Annotated in this window: 19 protein-coding genes; 7 read left to right on the forward strand and 12 right to left on the reverse strand. The window is 54.2% G+C overall.

Features of this window, described 5'->3' with window-relative positions:
* The first annotated feature begins 76 nt into the window (after positions 1 to 76).
* Positions 77 to 703: a hypothetical protein gene (locus ABYP39_RS03130; protein ID WP_372747816.1), complete on the forward strand. Its 627-nt coding sequence runs from the start codon at positions 77 to 79 to the stop codon at positions 701 to 703.
* 199 nt (positions 704 to 902) lie between these two features.
* Positions 903 to 2,084 (forward strand): amidohydrolase family protein, encoded by a 1,182-nt coding sequence (locus tag ABYP39_RS03135; RefSeq protein ID WP_372781095.1) that lies wholly within the window; start codon positions 903 to 905, stop codon positions 2,082 to 2,084.
* A 65-nt stretch (positions 2,085 to 2,149) separates the two neighbouring features.
* Here ABYP39_RS03135 and ABYP39_RS03140 read toward each other — a convergent pair whose 3' ends face one another.
* The 5 genes from ABYP39_RS03140 to ABYP39_RS03160 all read right to left on the reverse strand — a co-directional run bounded on the left by ABYP39_RS03140 (position 2,150) and on the right by ABYP39_RS03160 (position 5,944).
* Positions 2,150 to 3,325 carry a sulfotransferase gene (locus ABYP39_RS03140; protein ID WP_372747818.1) on the reverse strand — a complete coding sequence of 392 codons (1,176 nt, stop codon included), beginning with the start codon at positions 3,323 to 3,325 and terminating at the stop codon, positions 2,150 to 2,152.
* 17 nt (positions 3,326 to 3,342) lie between these two features.
* Entirely contained in the window at positions 3,343 to 4,452 is a 1,110-nt protein-coding gene (locus ABYP39_RS03145; protein WP_372747819.1) for a DUF1214 domain-containing protein, read from the reverse strand.
* 100 nt (positions 4,453 to 4,552) lie between these two features.
* Positions 4,553 to 4,744 (reverse strand): hypothetical protein, encoded by a 192-nt coding sequence (locus tag ABYP39_RS03150; RefSeq protein WP_372747820.1) that lies wholly within the window; start codon positions 4,742 to 4,744, stop codon positions 4,553 to 4,555.
* Positions 4,745 to 4,814: 70 nt separating this feature from the next.
* A complete protein-coding gene (trmH, locus tag ABYP39_RS03155) occupies positions 4,815 to 5,534 on the reverse strand; it encodes a tRNA (guanosine(18)-2'-O)-methyltransferase TrmH (RefSeq protein ID WP_372781097.1) in 720 nt (239 codons plus the stop codon).
* Positions 5,531 to 5,944: a GNAT family N-acetyltransferase gene (locus ABYP39_RS03160; RefSeq protein WP_372747822.1), complete on the reverse strand. Its 414-nt coding sequence runs from the start codon at positions 5,942 to 5,944 to the stop codon at positions 5,531 to 5,533. The genes trmH and ABYP39_RS03160 overlap by 4 nt, the downstream gene beginning before the upstream one ends.
* Positions 5,945 to 6,143: 199 nt before the next feature.
* Here ABYP39_RS03160 and ABYP39_RS03165 point away from each other — a divergent pair, with 199 nt between their 5' ends.
* The 3 genes from ABYP39_RS03165 to ABYP39_RS03175 all read left to right on the forward strand — a co-directional run bounded on the left by ABYP39_RS03165 (position 6,144) and on the right by ABYP39_RS03175 (position 9,604).
* On the forward strand, positions 6,144 to 7,286 hold the full coding sequence (locus ABYP39_RS03165; protein WP_372747824.1) for an acyl-CoA dehydrogenase family protein: 1,143 nt from the start codon (positions 6,144 to 6,146) through the stop codon (positions 7,284 to 7,286).
* Between the two features lie 153 nt (positions 7,287 to 7,439).
* Complete coding sequence (locus tag ABYP39_RS03170) at positions 7,440 to 8,555, forward strand: esterase/lipase family protein (protein ID WP_372781099.1); 1,116 nt, start codon at positions 7,440 to 7,442, stop codon at positions 8,553 to 8,555.
* 11 nt (positions 8,556 to 8,566) lie between these two features.
* Positions 8,567 to 9,604, forward strand: a complete 1,038-nt coding sequence (locus ABYP39_RS03175) for a hypothetical protein (RefSeq protein ID WP_372781101.1) — start codon at positions 8,567 to 8,569, stop codon at positions 9,602 to 9,604.
* Positions 9,605 to 9,626: 22 nt separating this feature from the next.
* Here ABYP39_RS03175 and ABYP39_RS03180 read toward each other — a convergent pair whose 3' ends face one another.
* From ABYP39_RS03180 to ABYP39_RS03200, 5 genes are all read right to left on the reverse strand, one after another.
* Positions 9,627 to 10,022, reverse strand: a complete 396-nt coding sequence (locus ABYP39_RS03180) for a nuclear transport factor 2 family protein (RefSeq protein ID WP_372747827.1) — start codon at positions 10,020 to 10,022, stop codon at positions 9,627 to 9,629.
* Between the two features lie 102 nt (positions 10,023 to 10,124).
* Positions 10,125 to 11,945 (reverse strand): S8 family serine peptidase, encoded by a 1,821-nt coding sequence (locus ABYP39_RS03185; RefSeq protein ID WP_372781103.1) that lies wholly within the window; start codon positions 11,943 to 11,945, stop codon positions 10,125 to 10,127.
* 245 nt (positions 11,946 to 12,190) lie between these two features.
* Positions 12,191 to 14,356, reverse strand: a complete 2,166-nt coding sequence (locus ABYP39_RS03190) for an acetyl-CoA hydrolase/transferase C-terminal domain-containing protein (RefSeq protein ID WP_372781105.1) — start codon at positions 14,354 to 14,356, stop codon at positions 12,191 to 12,193.
* A gap of 80 nt (positions 14,357 to 14,436) precedes the next feature.
* Complete coding sequence (locus tag ABYP39_RS03195) at positions 14,437 to 15,630, reverse strand: alpha/beta hydrolase family protein (protein WP_372781107.1); 1,194 nt, start codon at positions 15,628 to 15,630, stop codon at positions 14,437 to 14,439.
* Positions 15,631 to 15,779: 149 nt separating this feature from the next.
* Positions 15,780 to 16,910: a helix-turn-helix transcriptional regulator gene (locus ABYP39_RS03200; RefSeq protein ID WP_372749912.1), complete on the reverse strand. Its 1,131-nt coding sequence runs from the start codon at positions 16,908 to 16,910 to the stop codon at positions 15,780 to 15,782.
* 142 nt (positions 16,911 to 17,052) lie between these two features.
* Between ABYP39_RS03200 and ABYP39_RS03205 the strand changes: the two genes are divergently transcribed.
* Positions 17,053 to 17,820, forward strand: a complete 768-nt coding sequence (locus ABYP39_RS03205; protein ID WP_372749911.1) for an SDR family NAD(P)-dependent oxidoreductase — start codon at positions 17,053 to 17,055, stop codon at positions 17,818 to 17,820.
* A 12-nt stretch (positions 17,821 to 17,832) separates the two neighbouring features.
* The gene (locus ABYP39_RS03210) at positions 17,833 to 18,588 is read left to right on the forward strand and encodes an SDR family NAD(P)-dependent oxidoreductase (RefSeq protein ID WP_372781109.1); all 756 of its coding nucleotides are present in this window, start codon (positions 17,833 to 17,835) and stop codon (positions 18,586 to 18,588) included.
* 9 nt (positions 18,589 to 18,597) lie between these two features.
* On the opposite strand, the gene ABYP39_RS03215 is transcribed toward ABYP39_RS03210, so the two are convergent.
* Positions 18,598 to 20,028, reverse strand: a complete 1,431-nt coding sequence (locus ABYP39_RS03215) for an SDR family NAD(P)-dependent oxidoreductase (protein WP_372781111.1) — start codon at positions 20,026 to 20,028, stop codon at positions 18,598 to 18,600.
* A gap of 136 nt (positions 20,029 to 20,164) precedes the next feature.
* Positions 20,165 to 22,261, reverse strand: a 2,097-nt coding sequence (gene pnp / locus ABYP39_RS03220; protein WP_372781113.1) for a polyribonucleotide nucleotidyltransferase, incomplete at its 5' end; no start/stop codon positions are given.

Raw genomic sequence — 22,261 nt, forward strand, 5'->3', positions numbered from 1 at the left:
GATTTCTCGTGACAGTGCCGCATTTCAGCTACCCAAACGCAGTAACGCACAGCCCGGCCAGTCAGCGGGATGCAATGTGAAAGTACGCGCTGGTTTCATTCTTTTGTGGCTATTCGCCATACCCGCCGCTGCCGAGTGCACCTTGAACCCGGCAAATCTGCGCGCCCAGTACCAGATAATCCAGCAGCAGCCGGGCGCGGAAAAAAAACACACGCTAGTGTTATGGCGCAGTAATAATCAATCCCTTCATCAGCGCCCCGATCAAGGTATCAGCGATCATTGGCGTTGGCTGCGTGATGGCGAGATTGCACACATTCGCTTCTTCGAACACTTTGACCGGGGTGTCGCACTACCAACTGTCACCACTGACTGGTCAGCAAAATATCAACTGCTGTCCGACAATGCCCTGCAGCAAATGACACTGGAGGAGCGCAGTGGCAGCGGCTGTCAGCGCCTTGAAAAATATCGCCGCCAACTGCGCGATGGCACATTGATTGTGTGGTGGAATCCGGACCTGGAACTGGTTGTGCTGCTGGACCGGCAGATGAGCGACAGCACTACCACCATGAAACTGGTGGATTTCGACACTGACGACGAACTTGTCAAAACTGAAATATCCCGTCGGTTGTCGCTACCGGTAACCGAGCTTGATACCGTGAAACAGAACGCTGAATTTGCTCAGGCAGTTCTGCAAAGCCTTTAAACTCCCTGAATTGTGTAGCATCCGACACCGCCTTCACTGAAACCCATTTCAATTTTGTTGCCCATCGAGCTTCGCGAAAGCAAATTCAAAAGCCCGATGACCGAAAATACCGGTGAACTGTCAGAAAACGCTATTGGCCAACGTTCAAGTGAAGCGCACAGTAGTGTGCTATGGCAACACAATAGCGATAAAGGAGGCCATGATGAGCAAACTGGATTACCGGATTTTCGACGCCGACCATCACTACTACGAAGCAGAAGACGCTTTTACTCGTCATATTGACCGAAAGATGGAACGTCGCTGCATGCAGTGGGCCGATATCAATGGAAAGCGCAAATTGCTGGTGGGCGGCAAGCTCTGCCCCTTTATTCCGAACCCCACCTTCGACCCGGTAGCCAAACCGGGCTGTATGGATGATTTCTTTCGGGCCAAAAACCCAGAGGGCAAAGGCCTGAAAGAACTGTTTGGCGAGCTAGAGCCCATTCGCCCCGAATACCGTGACCGAGATGCCCGCGTCGCACTGATGGACAAGCAAGGCATTGAAGGCATGCTGATGTTTCCCACGCTGGGAGTAGGCATGGAGCAAGCACTGAAAGACGACCCGGAAGCCATTAGCGCCGCCTTCTACGCCTTTAACCGCTGGCTGCAGGACGACTGGGGTTGTAACTACCGGAACCGTATTTACGCTGCACCCTATATTAGCCTGGTAGAGCCAGCCTTTGCGGTAAGCGAACTGCAATGGGCACTGCAGCACGACGTTCGGGTAGTTGTCATGCGCTCGGGCCCGGTGATGCACCCCAATGGTAATCGTAGCTTGGGCCATCCGGATCACGACGCATTCTGGGCGCTAGCCAATGAAAGCGGTATTACCGTGGCCTTTCACTCCGGTGATTCGGGCTACCACCAGTTCAATGAGTTCTGGGGCGAAGGCGGCCACATGAAAGCCTTTGGCACCTCACTACTGGGCAGTGCATTGAGCGCCAACCCAATCTCCGACACGGTGGCCTCCCTCATCATTGATGGTGTGCTGGATCGCTACCGCAATCTCAGGATTGCCACCATCGAGTCCGGTTCAGGCTGGGTGAAGCCATTGCTCAAATCTCTGAAGAAAACCTATGGCCAGTTTCCACAAGCCTTCAAACGTGATCCGTCAGAAGCCCTGCGCGAGCAGGTTTGGGTTTCACCCTACTACGAAGACGATATGCAGGAATTGAAGTCTGTCATCGGTGCCGATCGTATTTTATTTGGCTCAGATTACCCGCACGCTGAGGGGCTAAAAGTACCGATGAGCTTTATAGACGATATTGCTGATTTCTCGGCGCAAGACCAGCGCCTAATCATGCGTGAAAACGGCATGGGGTTGATTCAGCGGCAAGGCTAGGAAAGCACCGGCTGCTACCTGCTGGGTAGCAGCCGGCCTTGCCGGCGAAGACATCTCAAGAGAGGCTAACGCAGGTACTGCGCACGATATTCGGCAAACTGCTCTTTCAAGCCTTCTTCCGAAAACCCAAACTGCTCCAGCGTATATTCGTGGCTAGGACGCGCTTCGCGCTTGTTTTCCTCACGCCACTTTTCCATAGCCACCCTTGCTTCTTCGGTAAACGTCATGCCGATGAAGTCGTATACCGCCTGCGCCGGTACCATCGGGTTGGCCACGGTATCTTTGTACCAGACATCAATAAATGCGTCCGGCTTGGATTGACGAGTTTGCATGGTGTGCAGCATGCCCCGCGCGTACTTTGCAGCCCACTGTTCGCCGACCACTTTGGGATCGGGCTCATCGGCGCACATGATCCACAGGTTGTAGTTCATGCTGGCGGCAGACGGAATGGTCTGCAACGGATCACGATGGGTCTGAATGATTTTCGCATCCGGGAACACCCGCAACAAAGTAGCAACATGATGCAGGTGGTGTGGCGTTTTCAGTAACCAGCGCTCTGCCTGCTGCCCCTTCTGCTTTTTCTGCCACTGCAAGCTCTGCAGCTGGCGCTTCAGGTATTCGTAACCGGGTGTATTATCGTGGGTGTCGTTCCACTTGCCATAAGTGGGCACATTGCAAAATGCATCCGGCACCGTACTGTAGAAGCTGTGCTCCAGCAGCATGATGTCTTCATCTGGCGCGTGCGGATCCATCGGATGAATAGCGGCCAGCTCCGGGTTGGCCTCAAGCATGGCGGCCACTTCGGCCTCGCCTTCCACTATGCGCTGATCGGTTTGTGTCGGTGTCCAGTCCATATAGGGCGCGGGGTTGCGCACCTCGTACCACAGCGGCGCATAGAAGCGTGAGTCACTGGCCAGTACCCGGTGAAACATGGTGGAACCGGTTCGCTGCAGCCCGATGATAACTACCGGCGCGGTAATCTGCTCGTCCAGTATCTCCGGGTGCCGCGCAATCCAGCCTTCAGTGCGCAGGCGATTGCACAGAATATTCAGAATGCGCTGGTACTGGGTGAAGCGGCCAACGGCATTGAGGTTTGCCTCTTCGTTGAGTGATTTGACCAACACTTCGAAGGGCTCACGAAAGGATTCATCACCAAAATCGTGTAAACCGGTTGCGTCTTGCGCTGCTTTTAACAACCCATCAACACTGAGTTCAACGTGCGGAATTTCTTGCTCTGACATGGGTACTAAATCCTCGATTACTTCAGGCTGTCAGTTTTAACAACGCGGGTGGTCGGGTGCACAATTTCCTGTGCACCTATCCAGCGAAACCCTAAGGTGCCCTTGCGGTGGCCGGCTGTGGTCAGCCAGTTGGGGTGACCCGGATCATGCTCGCCAATCACAATCTGCACACTGCCGTCATCATTGTATTTGGCGGTATGCTTGTTCACGTGAATTTTCAGGTAACGGTAGTCGAGGGACTCCATCCAGTAATTGTCGACCTGCAGATTCCAGTTTTCGCAGTCGGGAATACGCGGCACCTCAACCACCAACGATTCGTCTTCAGCGAGATCATAGTAACTGTGGTAATAGAAAATATTGGGGTCGCCACCGATTTTCTGGCAGTAGGCCTGATCGGCCGGCGGCAGCTCATTGGGCTTATCCAGAAAGGACTGTGCCCAGTCGGCGAACAGGGTTGCGGTACCCTGCACAAAGCCCGCCGTTTTCATAAGGTTTTCAGCAAGCACTGCCGGATCTAGCGGTGCGGGCACCACGCCGTCTTCGAGAATTCGTTCAATTTTCAGATCGGCAATGGTTTCCTGGCTACGATCCAGGAAGGTCTGACGCACTAACACGGCAATCGTGTCGTCAGTGATCTTCAGCCAGTTGCCCGGTTTGGGCTCGCGGCTGAGAACAATCTCAATGGTGCCATCGGCGTTCGCGGTGAGGTCACCGTGTGTATCTATCGCGCCCACTGAGCGCATATTGGCGTCTTCATCTTCGTAGCCACCGGCAATCGCTATCAGCCCCAGATAGGCAACCGTACCGCGCGTACCGGTGATTCGGTAATCGTGCTTGCCGTTGATCTCGGCGCGCTGATAGTAATTGTCGGGATTATCTGCGCCAATTTTGGCGGTTTCATGAGAAGGCCGATAGAACGTGGGGAAATCCCGGTCGCTGCACTCCATGAACATATCGAGCGCAATGCGGGTAAGACGCGTCAAATAGCGCCAGCCCTCGGCTCGCGTGAAGGCGTCTGCCGGCGCTTCCGGCCGCATAATCTGCTTACCGGTTTCCTTAAGTGTGTCACAAAAGGCTTCCCAGGCGGAGCCATCTTCTACCGAGCGAACCAAATCCTTGTTTGACATGAGAAACCTTTGCGCTGCTGATCAACATAGCGAAAAATTCTTGCAGATCAGCGTGCTGGCAACATCACCCAGACAGGTGAACCTTGCCCGAACAGCGCAGTTAAAGCTGGACCAGCAGGTACCCGCCCTGCACAAGCACCAACAGCACAACGCCACCCCAGACAAAAACTGCTGTACTGTGCGGCGTGATTAGGCCGTCACTGCGCGCGCCCTTATGAACGATGGCGTGCGCCAGCGTCCATGCGGTGTGCAGCGTTACCAGCAGCGCAACACCCAACCAAAGCATACTCATAGGGCTTCCGATACATCCTTGAAATACGTGTTTATTGTAGGCGATGAATGCGGGCGCCAGCCACCCGTCGTCAACGGTTCAACTCGCCGAAATCCAGCGCTCTATCGCCGAGCTGTTCGCGCACAGCCGCGTACCAGGCCGCTGGATTATCCAGATCGCCCTCAGCATCCAGTGGTGGGTATTCCAGGGCATAGTGCTCGCAAAAATGACGCAGTTTGGGATAACCCCACTCGAAAAACAAACGCTGGAATGTAGCCTCATCAATGCGAGTATTATCATACAGGCCAGCCAGCTGGCGCTGCCGTAGAGCCTCACTTAGGATAATTCCCGCCGCCACCGAGACATTAAAGGATTGCACCATACCCACCATAGGAATGGTCACCTCGATATCGGCAGCGCGTCGCCCTTCCCGGCTGACACCTTCCTTCTCTGCACCCAGCAACAACGCGGTCGGCCGAGTGTAGTCGACATCTCTGAAATCCACCGAATTTTCAGACAGGTTGGCAGCCACGATCTGAACCCCCTGTGCTTTGAGGGGCTCAACCGCCTCGTCCAGCGCCGTATAACGATTCACCTTCACCCAACCGTGACTACCCTTGGCAGTGCCACGAAAAGCCTTATAATCCTTGTCGCCAATGACACAATGAACAGCCATAGCGCCCACAGCATCTGCGGTACGGACTATCGCCGACAGGTTGCGCCCCTTGTGCACATAGTCAGTAACCACAGTCAGGTCCGGCTGGCGACTCTGCAGTACGCGCTGTATCCGGGCTTTTCGTTCCGGCGTCACGTGATTTCCTCACCGGCATCGAGCACCCAGCAGCGGTCGTGTAGGGTAAACCCCAGCTTCGGGTAGTAATCCTGTGCCAATGGAGCCGCCAGCAGAATAATGCGCGTTTTGGCACCCAGCTGTTTGCGGGTGTAGCGGATCAGCTCGCGACCGACACCCTGATGCTGGTATTCCTTGTCTACGGCGATATCCGACAGGTAACAAGCATAGTGAAAATCGGTCAGAGAGCGCGCCACTCCGACCAGCTGCATGCCGTCCCAAGCAGTTATCAGCAAGTTGGCGCCGTGCAGCATCCCCTGCATGCATTCACGATCATCGACGGGCCGTCGATCAGCCAGCCCCGAGCGTTCCAGGAGATCGATGAATTTAACGACAGATAAGCTCTGATTGACGCGATAGCTGATAGCCACGGACCTCTCCCTGTTAGGCGAACCTGAATGATAATCGCTCAAGCAACTACTGTGAATGCTATCAATCACTTACCGGACATTTCATGTCTGGCTTTCCATTGTGAATATCCGCTATTAAGCTTGGTGATCTCTATCCGGGCTGATCCCGTAGTAAGCTCTGTGATCGGCGACAACATCGATAACCCAAAGGAAATCAACCATGATCCCAAGAACGGTTTACGAGCCGGAACACGAAATGTTCCGAGAGTCTGTGCGCAAATTTCTTGAGACCGAAGCAGCACCCTACCACGAGCAATGGGAAGAAGACGGTCAGGTCGACCGTGCGCTTTGGAATAAAGCTGGCGAACAAGGCTTTCTGGCCCCGACGGTACCCGAGGAATACGGCGGCGTTGGCGTGGATTTCCGCTACAACGCTATTGTTGACGAAGAATGTGCCCGCTCTGGCCTGACCGGTATCGGCTGGGGTCTGCACTCGGATATTGCCGTGCCCTACATCGTTCGCTACGGCACCGAGGAGCAGAAACAAAAATATCTGCCCAAGTGCGTATCCGGCGAGATTGTAACAGCCATCGCCATGACCGAGCCTGCCGCTGGCTCCGACCTGCAAGGCATCAAGACTACGGCGATCAAGGACGGCGACGACTACATCATCAATGGTTCCAAAACCTTCATTACCAATGGTCAGCACGCTGACCTAGTGGTCGTGGTCGCCAAAACCGACCCATCTGCTGGCGCCAAAGGCACCAGCCTGTTTCTGGTGGAAGCGGGCACGCCCGGCTTTGAGAAAGGCAAAAACCTGCACAAGATCGGCCTGAAAGCTCAGGACACCTCGGAGCTCTTCTTTCAAGACGTTCGCGTCCCCAAGGAAGCCCTGCTCGGTGAAGAGGGCATGGGTTTTGTCTACTTGATGCAGGATTTGCCTCAGGAGCGCCTCAACATCGCCATCCTGGCCATTCACAGCTCTCAGGCAATTCTGGAAAAGACCATTGAGTATGTGACTGAGCGCAAAGCCTTCGGCAAATCCATCGCAACTTTCCAGAACACCCAGTTCAAACTGGCTGAGCTCGACACCGATCTCACTTCCGCCACGGTCTTCATTGATCGCTGCCTGGAACTGCATATCGATGAAAAGCTCGACGCGGTCACCGCTGCCAAAGCCAAAATGCTCAGCACCGATCTGCAAGGCAAAGTCATGGATGAGTGCCTGCAGTTGCACGGTGGCTATGGCTACATGTGGGAATACCCGGTCGCCCGCGCCTGGGCCGACGCCCGTGTACAGCGCATCTATGGCGGCACGAACGAAATCATGAAGCTGATCATCGGTCGCGAACTGGTGAAGTAAGCTACCCAGAGACGCCAGCATCTGCTGGTGTCTCTATTTTTCTAGAGCCAAAAGGAGGAGCACCACCCGGCAACACCTTAATTGACGCAGTTTGTCATACAAACTCCGGCCATACGGCCACTATAAAAGTAACAAAAGAAAAAGGAGAAACGTATGAAGATGCGAACCAGGCTGACAACAGCCTTGATGGTGATATGCAGTGTATTCACCATGTCCGCACAGGCACGCGATGCCAATAAAACCACCTACCCCATTGTATTTGCCCACGGCATGGCCGGCTTTGACGATATACTCGGCTATGACTACTGGGGCGACGACTATGGCGTTTACGTATTGGACACCTGCAGCTGGGGTGAATACTACTGCAACCACGACATTAACTCGCAGCAGGAATCTTTTGTTGCCTCGGTAACGCCCTTCGCTAGCTCAGAGCAACGCGGCTACGAACTCTACCAGGATATTCAGAATTACCTCGCCTCATCCGGGCACAGCTACGTTAACGTCATCGGTCACTCACAAGGCGGCCTTGATCTGCGTAAAGCAGCCAAACTGTTGCACGATAACCGCGGTTATCGGGTGGTCAAATACGCCATCAGTATTTCCTCACCTCACCGTGGCTCACCCATTGCGCAATATGTGCTGAATTTGCAGCCTGGCGTCACCACCATTCTGGAAACACTGGCCGAGTATTTTGGCAATGTGATCTATGGTGGCGGTAACGACGCGATCGCGGCGCTCAAGCAGCTGGTGAACCACGACTACGACCCCAATGACGGCGTAACAACCGGCACGTATGCCTTTAACCAGGCTTACCCCGCCGGAACCGCCAACATCGAGCGCTCTCGCAGCTTCCTGACCGGACAGGATAACGGCAACATGAATCCGGCGCTGTACCTGCTTAAAGAGCTCTGGACAGAAATCGACGGTGACGGCTACGCAAGCTATGACGCCAACGGCGACGGCGCACTGGGCACAGGAGACGGAAACGCCAGCGACAACGATGATGACGGTCTTGTGGGCATCAACTCCCAGCAAATGGGTTACCGGCTCGAGTATTGGGAATGCTATGGCTGCCTCGACTATGTCTGGACCCAGACCAACACCGGCTACGTTGCAGATCTGAACGCGCCTGACGCCACTCAGATGACCTCCCACGCTTGGAAAATCAATCAGGATCACTTGGATATCATCGGCGTACCGCCCGATACCTTTGATGAAATGGAATTCTACGCTGCCATTACCGACTTCATTGCCGACAACGGCTTTTAAGCGGAGGTATTATGGCGAACAAGGTTCCGGCCATATTGATCACCAGTGCAGCGGCAGCTGCACTGGTTTTCACCTTCTGGCCAAGTAACAAATCCACGGCCACACTGCAGCCAACACGCGAGGCTACGGCAGAACAGGCCATTCCTGAATACCAGAATGAGGCGCCCACCGCGGCGGCCACAGAACCAAAATGGAGTAGCGACGAAGAGCGCAACGCTTTTTTTGTCGCCGATATGCAAAGTCGGTTTGCACCGCACATTCATATACAACATGCGCAAATACGCTTTCTCGAGCAACTCATTTCCTATTTAAAAGCGCACTATCCCGACGATTGGCGGGAACGGGTTGCAGCCTTCCTCAATGCCAGCTTTCCCGAATTGGCGGCCAGTTTGCAGAATAAATTCGAGTCACTGGAACGCTACAACGAATGGCTGCTGGTGGACCGGAAACAATTGCAACAAATGACCCCTGAAGAGCGGCGTCAGGCATTGTGGGATAAACGCTATGCAGCCTTTGGTGAAGACGCGGAAAAAATCTGGGCGGCAGAGTTGCGTAACCAGAAAATCTCAGAGACGCTCGCAAGAATCGATCAGGACAAGGACGCTGATCTGCAAACAAAACTCGACGCTTTGATGGATAGCGTGCAGGAAAGTTACGGCGAACACAGCGATAAATTCATTGAAACCCGACAGACCGAACTACTGAGCAAATTCGTAGAGTTGCCGTCCGTGCAGTCGACCCTTAGAGCGATGCCAGCCCCTGAGCGACGTCGGGAGCTACGCAAGGTACGGGCAGCTTTAGGAATGAATGCGGACGCCCTGGATCGCTGGGAAAACCTGGATGAAAAACGGGATATTGCTTGGGAAGCCGGGCAGGCTTACATGGCCGAACGGCAGAAAATACTAAGCGAATACGATGGGCATCAGCAGGAACAAGCACTGTATGCCTTACAGAATAACGTTTTTGGTCATGATGCCGAACTTATCCGCCAGGAAGAAACCGCAGGCTTCTACCGATATAAGGGTGAACGACGAATCGGCCGCGAATAAAAAGCCGGTTCGCCGGCTTTTTTTACGACATCGTTTTGTTGAAATCCCAGTAGGCTTTCAGAGACACCAGTTTGCCTTCGTCATTGGCCGTGTAAACCACGACCATTTGCATTTCCACGACGGTATCGCCGAGCAGGTTACGGATTTCTACAATGTTTGCACATTCATCACCCGCCGGGTGTGAACCAGTGATTTCAAACTTCTGCATATCGCCGGGGCCAATCACCGTATCGTAAAACGCGGCAATTGCTTCCTTTCCACGATGACCCTGACCACTCGGATCCAGCGGTGATTCACCGACCGGGTCTTGCACGACAGCGTCGTCAGCAAACAGACTCAGCCAGCCCTCGCGGTCACCGGCAAGGACATATTCACCCGATTGAAAACTGGCTTGCTGCGCCTTGTAAGCGTTGCCCATGGTGCGCTCCTGTTGTTATTGGAGCACCGACAATAGCAAGCAGAGGAAAGTCACACAATGGCACGAATGGGTGAGCCCATTCGTGCCATTTAAGGACGGCTATCAGGGGTTCTGGTACCAGAACTCGTAGGCCCCTGAACCGCTGTAGGAACTTACGCGCCAGCGATACTGACCGGAGTTGCCGTTGTAATCGATCTCTTCGCTGCTGCTGTTGGATTCCGATCGCGATACGCTGCTCCAGCTACAGAATAGCGAGCAGGAGTATTTTTCAAGCCGCAAGTCGAAATCGGCATTTGCCGGACCTTCAAGCCACGCCTGAAAACGACCGCCAGCACTCTCGAACCCGTTTGCAGGAACATAGACAACCTGGCCATTGCTCAGCGTGCCAGAGGTTGATTCACATTGACTGCAAGGACCGCTTCCAGCTTCCGTCACAACAACACTTTGCACCGCTGAATCGGATTGCCCGGCCGTATCCTGAATTTCTAATGTGACCGTATAGGTGCCAGCTGCGGCATACGTATGGGCCAGAACAGCCGCCTGCCCTGTATTACCGTCGCCAAAATTCCAGCTATAGCTGGCAATGCCACTATCGTCTGAACTGTTGCTGGCGTCAAAGGTACACGTCAGATCAGCGCAGTCTACAGTCAGGTTAGCCACTGGGGGCAGGTCGACACCTTCACCGTTCACGCTGTTCTGGGCCAGCAGGTTGGGTGACCCTGCACCCAGGCTGCTCAGCTTGCCTGACGTTCCCGCACCAAGCACAGCATTAAACACCTCGCCAGGGGCCGCTGCCGGTTTGGTCGACAAATACAGCGCTGCGATCCCAGCTACATGAGGCGCCGCCATGGAGGTGCCACTCATAGTCGCCGTGCTGCTGTTATTACTGATACCCGCCGACCGAATGCTGGATCCGGGTGCAAAAATATCGACGCACGACCCTTTGTTCGAAAACGAGGACCGCGCATCACTGCTGGTCGTTGAACCAACGGTAAGAGCTTCTGCAACACGATTGGGAGAACCGGTGCAAGCATCGGTATTATCATTGCCCGCAGCTACAACGAAAGTGACGCCGGCGTTGATTGCAGAGCGAACCGCATCATCGAGGGCTTGACTGTTGCCCCCGCCCAAACTCATGTTCGCAACCGCTGGCTTCTGGTGATTAGCCATAACCCAATCAACGCCTGCAATAACGGCAGAATTAAAACCGCTGCCATTACAATCGAGCACTCTGACCGGATAGAGCGTCACATTTTTGGCGACACCATAGACAGAACCACCAACCGTACCGGCAACATGAGTACCGTGGCCATTACAGTCTTCAGTGTCATCCGGGTTAGCGGAGCCGCCACCTAACAGCCCGCCGCCAGTGCTCACGGTGTTATGGCCACTACCCATTCGGCCGGAAAACTCATTGTGAGTTGTGCGAATACCGGTATCAATCACGTAGGCATGTACACCACCGCCGTTGACCGAATAGCTATAACTGCCATTAAGCGGCAAGGCAGGCTGATCCAGTCGATCCAAGCCCCAGGTAGCATTGGACTGCACGGCGGTCGCAGCAACGATGCGATCGGGTTCAATGTACTTAACCAGCGGGTCAAGGGCTAACATGGCAGCAACATCGGCAGGCATTTCCGCAACGAACCCTGTCAGCGCGTGTTCGAAAACGCGCCCCGTAGTAATACCGTAAGTTGATGCCAACGCTTGAATCCGGGTAGTCAAATCCGCTAGGCCCAATACATCAAGCTTTTCTAGAACAACAATGTAGCGGCCGCTAACTGCCTCGCCCACATTTGCAATCTTCATCGTTGCCTGTTCACTTACCTCAGTAAACTCGGCGCTGGTCGCATCACTGCCCGATTCAGATTGACAGCCAGATAACAGCAATCCCCCCATGGCCAGGAGAAGCAATTTCTTCATTTATAAGACTCCATAAACGACACTTTTTTTATAGGAAAGTCAGCACACGCTGGTAGCGCTGATGTCATGGCGAAGTTTAGGAGATCAAGGAGTAGCAATGCTGACAGGCGTCACATTCTTGCCGCCAAATTTCGTGACCCGGCTCACGCATCAAGGTAAAAAAGACAAATTAAAACAGATTGTGTTTTACGCGCCACATAACGCGAACACGGTCACGTAACGGCTTATCATGTGAGTTAGAAAGACTATTCTTCGCGCTTATCGCTCTTTAGTGCCCGGCGCAAGGCAGCACCCAATACATTTCGCATGACACGATCCCGCAACGATTTCGGCGCACTGAGCCTCAGCACGCGAAGCCATTGCCAAACCGCGGGTACCGATTTTCCAACGGGAGTGAGCGCATCCAGGCAAAGCTGAATTTTACTCTTACCAACAGTTTTAAGCGCTTTGGCGACGGCGAGTTCCTCTGGCGTGAAATCACAACCAAAGGGGTAAGCGGGAAAGCCGCCATCATGACGCAGATCTTGCAGTGTCTGCTTGACCCGCTGTGGCGTGTTCTCCGAAAACTGCTCTGGAATATGGTAGTCGGGCTCGATTTTTCCAGCTCGTATCGCTGTTGCCAGCAGATTTTGCTGAAAGCGGGAATCAGCAACATTCAACAGCGCCTTGATAACCTCGCCATCCGATTTACCGCGCAAATCCGCGATACCGTACTCAGTCACCACAACATCTCTCAAATGCCGGGGAATCGTGCAGGCGCCGTATTCCCAAACGATATTGGATTCGGCATGACCATTACTTTCACGCACCGCACGCAACATGATGACAGAGCGCCCGGTCTGTAACTGGTGCGCCATTGCTACAAAGTTATACTGACCACCAACACCGGAAAGCACTTGTCCACTCTGCAGTGTGTCAGATACAACAGCACCATTTAAGGTGACTTTTAATCCAGTGTTGATAAACCGGGCATGGATTCGCTGCGCTCGATATAAACGGGGGTTCATGTCCAGCTGATTGATCTTATCAACACCGGTCATATTGATTTTTTGACGCAGTATTTCCGGCAAACCCCGCAGACGTTGATAGAAATCCTGACTACCCAGATAGAAACCACCGTGTAGAATTTGGCCATTTCTCAGGCAAGTGCCAAGGCACTGCGTTGCCATAACGCGCCGAGAGTGAGGGTTGGCCATATTCGCAGGCACGCGCGAACCATCAGGCGCAATGACATAACCGTCACTGTACTGGCAGTCATCGCGGAACAATCCGTGATGCTGGAGCACCTTGAAGTCCTTACCGCGAATTTCACGCACACCCTGCTCAGCCAAACCTTCCAATACCGAGCTATCGAGCCGTTCTGGATCGCAATCTCCGGCGTTAATAAGCTGCTGCAGCGCCCAGAAATCATAGACTTCGCGCTTGAGAATACCCGCCTGTTGAAGGTGCATAAACCCTTCTACCAGCATCTCTGTTGCACCATACAAGCCGCGCTCAAAAGGCCCGGCTCCACCGACGCGCTTTATAAAATCACGCCGCTCGGGTGTCAGGATACCGGTCCGAAGCAATGCCTCTTTGTAAACCGCATTGTTCTGTTGTCGTAAACACAAGGCGTACGTTACTGCGTCACCCAGTGCGCCAATTCCAATCTGCAGGGTTCCGCCATCGGCAACCAGACAGCTGGCATGCAGACCCAACAGATAATCCACGTCTCCCAAAGGTTGAAGCTTGGGCGCACTGAATAACGGATGATCAAGCGTAGGCGCCTCGAGCACCATATCGTAAAAATCCGGATCCACTTCAGCGTCACCACACATGTAGGGCAGCTCGCGATTGAGAACGGCAACCGACCGAAATTCGCGCCCCGATGCTGTGAGCCGTTCGACTAGCTCTGCCGATGTATCAGGGTTACAGCTCATACTGAGCTTACGACGCCCATCAATTTCACGGCTAGCCACCATCTGCAGGACAACATTGCAGCCGTTTTCGAACACGTCTCGGGCGGCATGCGTGTAATTCGAACTGATGTAGTGATACTGCGCATGCGCGTTACCCAGCCGACTACCGGGCTGAAAAAAGAATTCCTTGATGGTGATATTGGCTGGCACCGTCTGCTCGCGCAGGTCGTGCATGTACGCCAACGACGGACAGCCGTGATAAATACGCTGCAGCGTCGGCTCGAGAAAGCGGGACTGCAATGAATCACCCGGCGGCGGACGCTCCAGACTGAGCGCTGTCAGAAAAGTGAGATTAATTGACGGGTCATTTTTAGCCCGCTGGTACAGGGCATTGACCAAAGGCACTGGTTTGCCGAGGCCAAGTGGTAAAGCAACAACCAATGTTTTTCCAAGTTGTAGCAATAAGCGATTGACGACATCGTCGGCGCCGTTCAGCCAGGCTGTCGAAGACATAATTTCTCCCGTTCAGTCTGGCCATTATCCACGCTCGTCACTGAAGGTACAGGAGTGAATAGCTCAATCGCTTACCGTTGCTATTGAAACTGGTCTACCTGGCAGGAATCAGGCGGTAGGTTGGGATCAATGACACACTCAAAATAGGGCGCCGTTTCGTTGTACGTGCCATCCAGCATTTTGCGTAACTGCTCAAACGCCGTACGCATAACCGGATGAAAAGCGTCAGCTTCCGAGGCGTGGCCCGCCAGATTCAACAGCGGATCTGCCTCACCGGCGCCCAGTGTTCCGGTGCCGGTACTACCCGGGTTTTGCCCGGGAAAAACACCCACAATGGTATAAAACTGGGTGGGGATGGTGGCAGTCGCAAGCGCTCCAGCCATCTGCCGCCCCTGATTGTAGGGCACCAGACCATCATTGACTGCATGCACTACCGTCGCGGCCCGGATACCGGCCCGCTTCATCAGTGCCGCTTGAAAAACAGGTGATCGACGCTCGTAGGCCAGCGGACATTGCACGGGCGAACCGCCAGTATCCCGCTCAATGCCAGACTGGGCCGCCATCGCTGTTTCATTGCCGGTACCCCCGGCAGCGGCCGCAGCTTCGGAGTATGTCTCAATTATCGAACTTACACCTTCTACGTCGATCCAGTAATCAAACAGCGGAGAGCCATCTTCGGTAAACTTTGAGCCGCCATTGGCCAGATCAACCGACTCGGCTATCGCAGTACCGGAAACAGCGCCCCCCATCGAGACACCGAACAGATAAACAGTTTCGATGGTAGGAAATTTTTCAAGCATATGCAGGGTGGCAGCAATGGTATCGTGGGCGCCACGCAGCGCGGGAAAACCATAGTTGTCGCGATAGTTTGTGCTTACAAAAGCTACATTGCCGGGGTTGTTCTGTAAAAACCGGGCGAGCATGAGTTCACGGCGCATATGCGGTACCCAGCTGCGATTTACCTCATGGGAAATACCATGGGCAAATACCACCAAGCGCGTTGGCGTTTCATCTCGACGATAGGCCATATAAGCCAGAGGCAGAGGCAGCCCCGAGGCTTCATCGGGAGAACACAGGGGGTCGCGCGGCCCCTCCACATCAAATGCTGCCAGTCGCGTCGATGCGTCGTTGATAAAGCTCTCGACAACGATCGAGCTGCTGGAACTACCTGTTCCGGATGAGCTGCTACTACTGCTATTACAACCCGACAATAGGGCTGACAGCAGCCCTAGGGCCAACATTATTCGGGGGGGATTTATTCGATCAATGATCACACCTAGCCTTCCTCTACGGCACTACCGCCATACTGCATTTTGAAGTGGTAACCCCTTTATTTACAGTAATATGACACAACGGTCAAATTCACAGAATCTATAACTCAAACCGTGGAACATCTCTATTTTCAGTGGCTTATGGCTCCAGCCTAGCCACCTTCCCATGCCAATTGGGCGACACTTTTGAGAATCAGGCGCACCAGCAGAGTTTGCCGGCTCACACCGGTCTTGTTGAACACCGAACGCAAGTGGGTACGCGCCGTATTGCGGCTGATACCCAACGCTTGGGATGCCTCATCCAAACTCAGACCTTCGGCCAGCAACAGCGACAGCTGTGCTTCAGTGGGAGTAAATCCGAATAGGCGGGTGATGACTTGCACTGGCGCTTCGGCACCAAAATCGGGATCACTGATGAAGATCGCGACCGTTGGTACGGAACGCCCCTCGGACCACTCATTCATCGGCACCGGGCGCACCGCAACCCCAAGGTCGGCATAGTCGCCATCGCGCCTGATACGCATGGCTTCAATCACGGCAGGGCCTCCGTGTTGCTGTTGCTCCAGCACCAGACCAATCAAACGCTGCAACTCAGTGGTGGTCGCTTCGTCACCAACCTGCAGGTAGCCATTATTTACCTGCAACTCCGGTTCACGTGCCAGCAGCTGTTCCGCCATACGGTTACAGGACAGTACAGCCCCTTTTTCGTCCAGCAATATAGTGGCCAACGACAACTGATCCACTGCACCGGCATACAGGGCACGTTCAGACTCAATTTTATTCATCCGCACATGGATGCGGATCGCACGCTCCAGATGCCCCACTATATCGCGCATAAAGGCTTTGTCGTTATCCGTAAATCGCGGTGAGGCCTTGTCCCGCGTCACCCGCAAACCGGCCTCCATCTCGCCGGGCACGTGCATATCTACCCCGAGACTGTCATAAAAACCCGCCGGTTCCATACACACTTTGTAGAGTTCGCTCGCCACCCATTCCTCCTCGGGAATGAGTTCCAACAGGGTTTTTACCTCGCCCGGCGGTATATGCAGAAAAGGATCCATGGCAAACAGACTTTCCTGATAGCGGGCCACCCCTTCCATACGGCCCCCATCTATCCGCAGCACCCCGCGCTCACTTGTGGACGGCGGCTTGAGGACCAGCGTGGCTGAGTTGGCTCCCATCACCGAGCGCAACAGGACAAGAAAAGACTGCCAGGGTTCCGCCTCGAGCGGCCCCTCATAGATACTCGCTAGTAACTCGCTGACATCCGGTGTGATACGCATAGGGCTTGTTCTCCTTTCCACCATTATGACGAGTACGACCAATAATGGGAAACGTCATTAACAGGTGAAAAAATCTTCATTAAGCGCCAATCCGCGCCTGTGGCACACTGCGAAACACACTGAAAAAACCAAGGAAGCCAGCATGCCACTTGACGTAAAGACCGCCATTGTAACTGGCGGTGCCAGCGGGATGGGCCAATTAACCGCGATACGCCTTGCCCGTCGCGGGATTAAAGTCGCCGTGCTGGATATGAACGACGAGGGGCTGGCGAAAACTGCCGCTGAATCTGACAATATCACTACCTTTCGCTGCGATGTTTCGGATTTGAAACAGGTAAGGGAAACCATTGAGGCCGTAGAGGAAAAACTCGGCCCGATTGACCAGCTAACGCATTGCGCGGCCATTATGCCCACCGGACCATTGGTGGACATGCCTGCCGACCTCATCACCAAGATGATGGCAATTAACTACAACGGAACGGTGCACCTTACCAAGGTGATGCTACCTCGCATGCAGCAGCGAAAGCGCGGACTGATCGTGGTCTATGGCTCGATTGCCGGATATGTGATGGCGCCGGAACTGGGCGCCTACAACGCCAGTAAAGCGGCGACCAACGCCTATACAGAGGTTCTTATTCACGAGAACCGGGGCAGCGGTGTTCATATTCTTGCGGTAAATCCGCCCATGGTGAACACGCCCCTGATCGATCAGGCACTAGACACCAAAAACATTCGAGAATCTCGCGAAAAAGGTCGTATGGCGAGCCCCGAGTTCATCGTCGATGAGGTAGAAAAGGCGATCGCTGCTGACAAGGAATTTCTCTATCCGGGCGCCGAAGCCAAAATACTGACGTGGTTGCGCCGACATTTCCCAGGTCTGCTATGGCGTATTATCAAGGCCTCTACCTGAGCGATGAAGCCTTTGCGATTTACCGATAAAGTAGCCTTGGTAACTGGCGCCTCTTCCGGGCTCGGCCGAGCTTGCGCGCTCCAGCTTCTTGGCGAAGGCGCGCGGGTACTGGCAGTTGCCAGCTCAAGGGAAAAGCTTGCGCAGCTACAAAATGAGGTTTCCTGCGAAACTGAACAGGCACGCTTAATAACCCTCGATATCGACCTGTCGAGCCCCGCCAACTGTCATACCGCAGTTGCCGCAGCGCTGAATCATTTCGATAGACTAGATATCCTGCTGAATGTAGCCGGAGTGCACCGCTTTCGCCACAGCCATTCGGTTAGCGCTGAAGACTGGCACGACGATCTAGCAATCAACCTCAACGCCCCCTTTTTCCTATCTCAGGCGGCCATTCCCGCCCTGCTGGAAACACAAGGAAATATCGTCAATATTGGCTCTCTGGCATCGTCTCAGGGACAACCATATTCAGCCAGTTACTGCGCAGCCAAGCACGGCCTTATTGGCCTCACCCGCGCACTTGCTCTAGAGTTTATCAACACCGGATTGCGAGTTAACGCAGTCTGCCCCGGCGGGATGGACACCCCCCAAGTACACAATATTAGCTTTGCCGACGACATGGATTTTGAACTGATTATGCGCTCAGCCTCAGCCCGCGGGTTCATGCCACCCGACGATGTGGCCGCCACGGTGTTGTTTCTCGCCTCGAGTGAGGCAAAGGCCGTACATGGCGCTGTGTACAACGTAGATCAGGGGCGCACGGTAGACTAAACAATCCGCCTAACGTGTGAGCCCCAATGGCTCATTGCCCTCTAGGCCCAATACATTATTTACCCAGCGTTTTAGAGCCCGGCTTTTCCCGCTCGACAGTGCGGTTCCAGGCACAACGGCAGTGGTATGCACTTGCCGGTCAAACCAGAAATCGCCGCTAAGCCCCGCAAGTTCCTGTGATGCCGCCAGCCAAACCACGGTGTCAGCTCCCATCCGCGCATCACGCAACCTCCTAGCCAGCACCTTGTTGAAAACCGGCAGTGATTTGGCGACGCCCGGCGTAGACGCCCACCCCGGATGCATACTGTGGCAATCGACGCCAAACTGCTGCCAATCTTCAGCGTAACATTCGGTCAACGAAACCAGTGCTCTTTTGGCGCGCGCGTATGCTTTAGTACCGTCGAACGCACCTTTGCTGAACTGCATATCACCCAAGGCAACACCACTGAGATACATCCCCCCGGAGGCCACATTGACGACTCGCCCAGACGCGTTTTTCAAGGCCGGCAACAACCGGTGCATCAACAACACTGGCGCCAGCAGATTAACCGCCAGAGTTAACTCATTGCCTTCGGCAGTTACCTGCCGACTGAGCGGCAATACACCTGCGTTATTAACCAGCACGTCGATGCACTTATGACGGGACAGTATCTCATCGCAGGCACGACTCACCTCTGCCATGAGCGACAACTCTGCTTCAACTAGGTCAACGCTATTTTCAGCCGCGCCACTGAAAGCCAGAATCTCTTGCCGCGCTTCACCCAGGCGCGCCTCGCCCCGACCAACCAATACCAGACTTGCGCCGAGCCGGGAAAATTCCTTAGCCGCTGCCAGACCCAAGCCCGAGGTAGGCCCGGTTATAACTACGGTCTTGCCATCCATAAACTGGCTGAGCGCCTTGTTGGGCATTGCCAGATAACCGCGTTCCGTGAAGTCCAGCGCTGCGGGTAACACCAGTCGATCTTTCAGCGCAGCGTTAAATCCCGTCGTGGGTGCGGCCGCAGGAAGCGTGAGCGCGGTCTTCAAGCCGCCAACCGCCTTGCTCCCAACCTTCCGCAGCACAGGCATAAAAGCTGGCGAAGCAATTTGTGGCACACCTTTCAAACGCAATTCAGCGCGATAATGGATTTCGGTGCGGCCATCGCCACAATCCCTGAAATCGATGGTGTCGACAGCATGAAGGTTGCGGCCCTCGCCCTCCAACACCAGCTGCTCGTTCTCTACAAACGAGCACAGCTGGTAGGTCATGGACAACCGTGCGCCAGCGACATTGAGCAGCAATGCAAACTCCGTCCCCGCATGCACCGGCCCCGAAGTAATTTTTTCTGCCCGGTATACACCGGGGTCCCACTGTTCAATGGTGGAAAAATCTTTCACATAGCGAAAACAATCCGCCAACGAGCGAGCCACCACAATGGTTTCATCCAAATTTGCTTTCACGCATGCCTCCACATAATCACTTGCTGTTCTACGTGCGCATGTCACTGCCAGATCAAACCCGGACTCGCGAGCAAACCCTAACTTACAGGCACAAAAAAAGGAGCCGAAGCTCCTTTTGTTCTATCACAACACGTGATCAGTCGTCTGCTTCTTCACTGGCTTCAGCCGGCGCTTCCGCTTTTTCAATCAACTCTTTAATAGAGAGTTTGATACGGCCACGCTGATCGACATCCAGAACTTTCACCTGGATATCGTCGCCTTCTTTCAGGTAGTCAGATACATTTTCCACACGCTCGTGAGCGATCTGAGAAATGTGTACCAAGCCATCTTTGCCAGGCAGAATCGTGACAAACGCACCGAAGTCGACAATGCGCGACACCTTACCGGTGTATACCGCACCCACTTCAGCTTCAGCGGTGATCGCCAGTACACGATCTACAGCCGCATCACGCGATTCAGCGTTGGCGCCATAGATTCGCACGGTACCGTCGTCTTCGATATCGATCTGGGCTTCGGTCTCTTCACAGATGCTGCGAATGGTTGCGCCGCCTTTACCGATGATGTCACGGATTTTGTCCGACTCAACTTTCAATACAGTCATGCTAGGCGCGTTGGTGGATACAGTTTCACGCGGTGCCTGCAGTACCTGGTTCATCTGCCCCAGAATGTGCAGTCGAGCCTGCTGAGCCTGCTCCAGTGCGATTTCCATGATCTTCTCAGTGATACCTTCGATCTTGATATCCATCTGCAGAGCAGTGATACCGTTGGCAGTACCTGCAACTTTGAAGTCCATGTCACCGAGATGATCTTCATCACCCAGAATGTCAGTCAGAACGGCAAAACGCTCACCTTCCTTGACCAGACCCATGGCGATACCGGCAACCGGCGCCTTGAGCGGCACACCTGCGTCCATCAGCGACAGGCTGCCTACGCAGACAGAAGCCATGGAGCTGGAACCATTGGATTCAGTGATCTCCGACACCACGCGAATGGTGTACGGGAATTCTTCGGCAGTTGGCAGAACAGCAGCCAGACCTCGACGCGCCAGACGACCGTGACCAATTTCACGACGGCCAGTGCCACCCATGCGTCCACACTCACCGACTGAATAAGGCGGGAAGTTGTAGTGCAGCATGAAGTTGTCTTTGCGCTCGCCTTCCAGGGCATCTATCAGCTGCGCATCGCGAGTGGTACCCAGCGTGGCAACACCAATAGCCTGAGTTTCACCGCGGGTAAACAACGAAGAACCGTGAGCCTTGGGCAGTACACCCACCTCAACAGAGATTGGACGCACAGTGCGATTGTCGCGACCGTCAATCCGGGCTTCACCGTTCAGGATTCGCTGGCGAACAATATTTTTCTCAAGCTTGGCAAATACACCGATTACATCGTCGGCACTGAATTCAGAACCTTCACCGGCGATACTGGCAATCGCCTGCTCACGCAGTTCGCTTACCTTACCGTAACGCTCCATTTTGTCGGTGATGCGGTACGCATCGCCAAGCGCAGCCTTGTAACCATCGGCAACCGCAGCCATCAATGCTGTGTTTTCTTCCGGCGCCGACCACTCCCATTTGGGCTTACCAGTCTCAGCAACCAGCTCATTGATAACCTTGATAACCGCCTGCATTTCCTGGTGGGCATACAATACCGCACCCAGCATTTGGTCTTCGGTCAGCTCAGAAGCTTCAGACTCAACCATCAGTACCGCTTGCTCGGTACCAGCCACCACCATGTTCAGCTCGCTGGCTTCCAGCTCCGAGTAGGTGGGGTTCAGGAAATAGCCCTTGTCGGCGCTGTAACCAACACGTGCACCGCCGATGGGACCAGCAAAAGGAATGCCGGAAATCGCCAACGCGGCAGAGGTGCCGATCATCGCAGCGATATCAGGATCAACGTCCTTTTCTGACGACATGACCGTACAGACAACCTGTACTTCGTTTTTGAATCCGTTAGGGAACAGCGGACGAATCGGTCGGTCGATCAGACGCGAGGTCAGGGTCTCTTTCTCGGAAGGTCGGCCTTCGCGCTTGAAGAAACCACCGGGGATTTTACCGGCTGAATAGGTACGTTCCTGATAGTGTACGGACAGCGGGAAAAAGTCCTGTCCTTCTTTGGCCGTTTTGGCACCGACTACGGTACACAAAACCGATACATCGTCCATCGACACCAGTACAGCACCGGTCGCCTGACGTGCGATACGGCCTGTTTCCAGAGTAACCTTATGGCCACC

The sequence above is a fragment of the Litorivivens sp. genome, from assembly GCF_041625495.1.
Classification (GTDB): domain Bacteria; phylum Pseudomonadota; class Gammaproteobacteria; order Pseudomonadales; family Spongiibacteraceae; genus Litorivivens.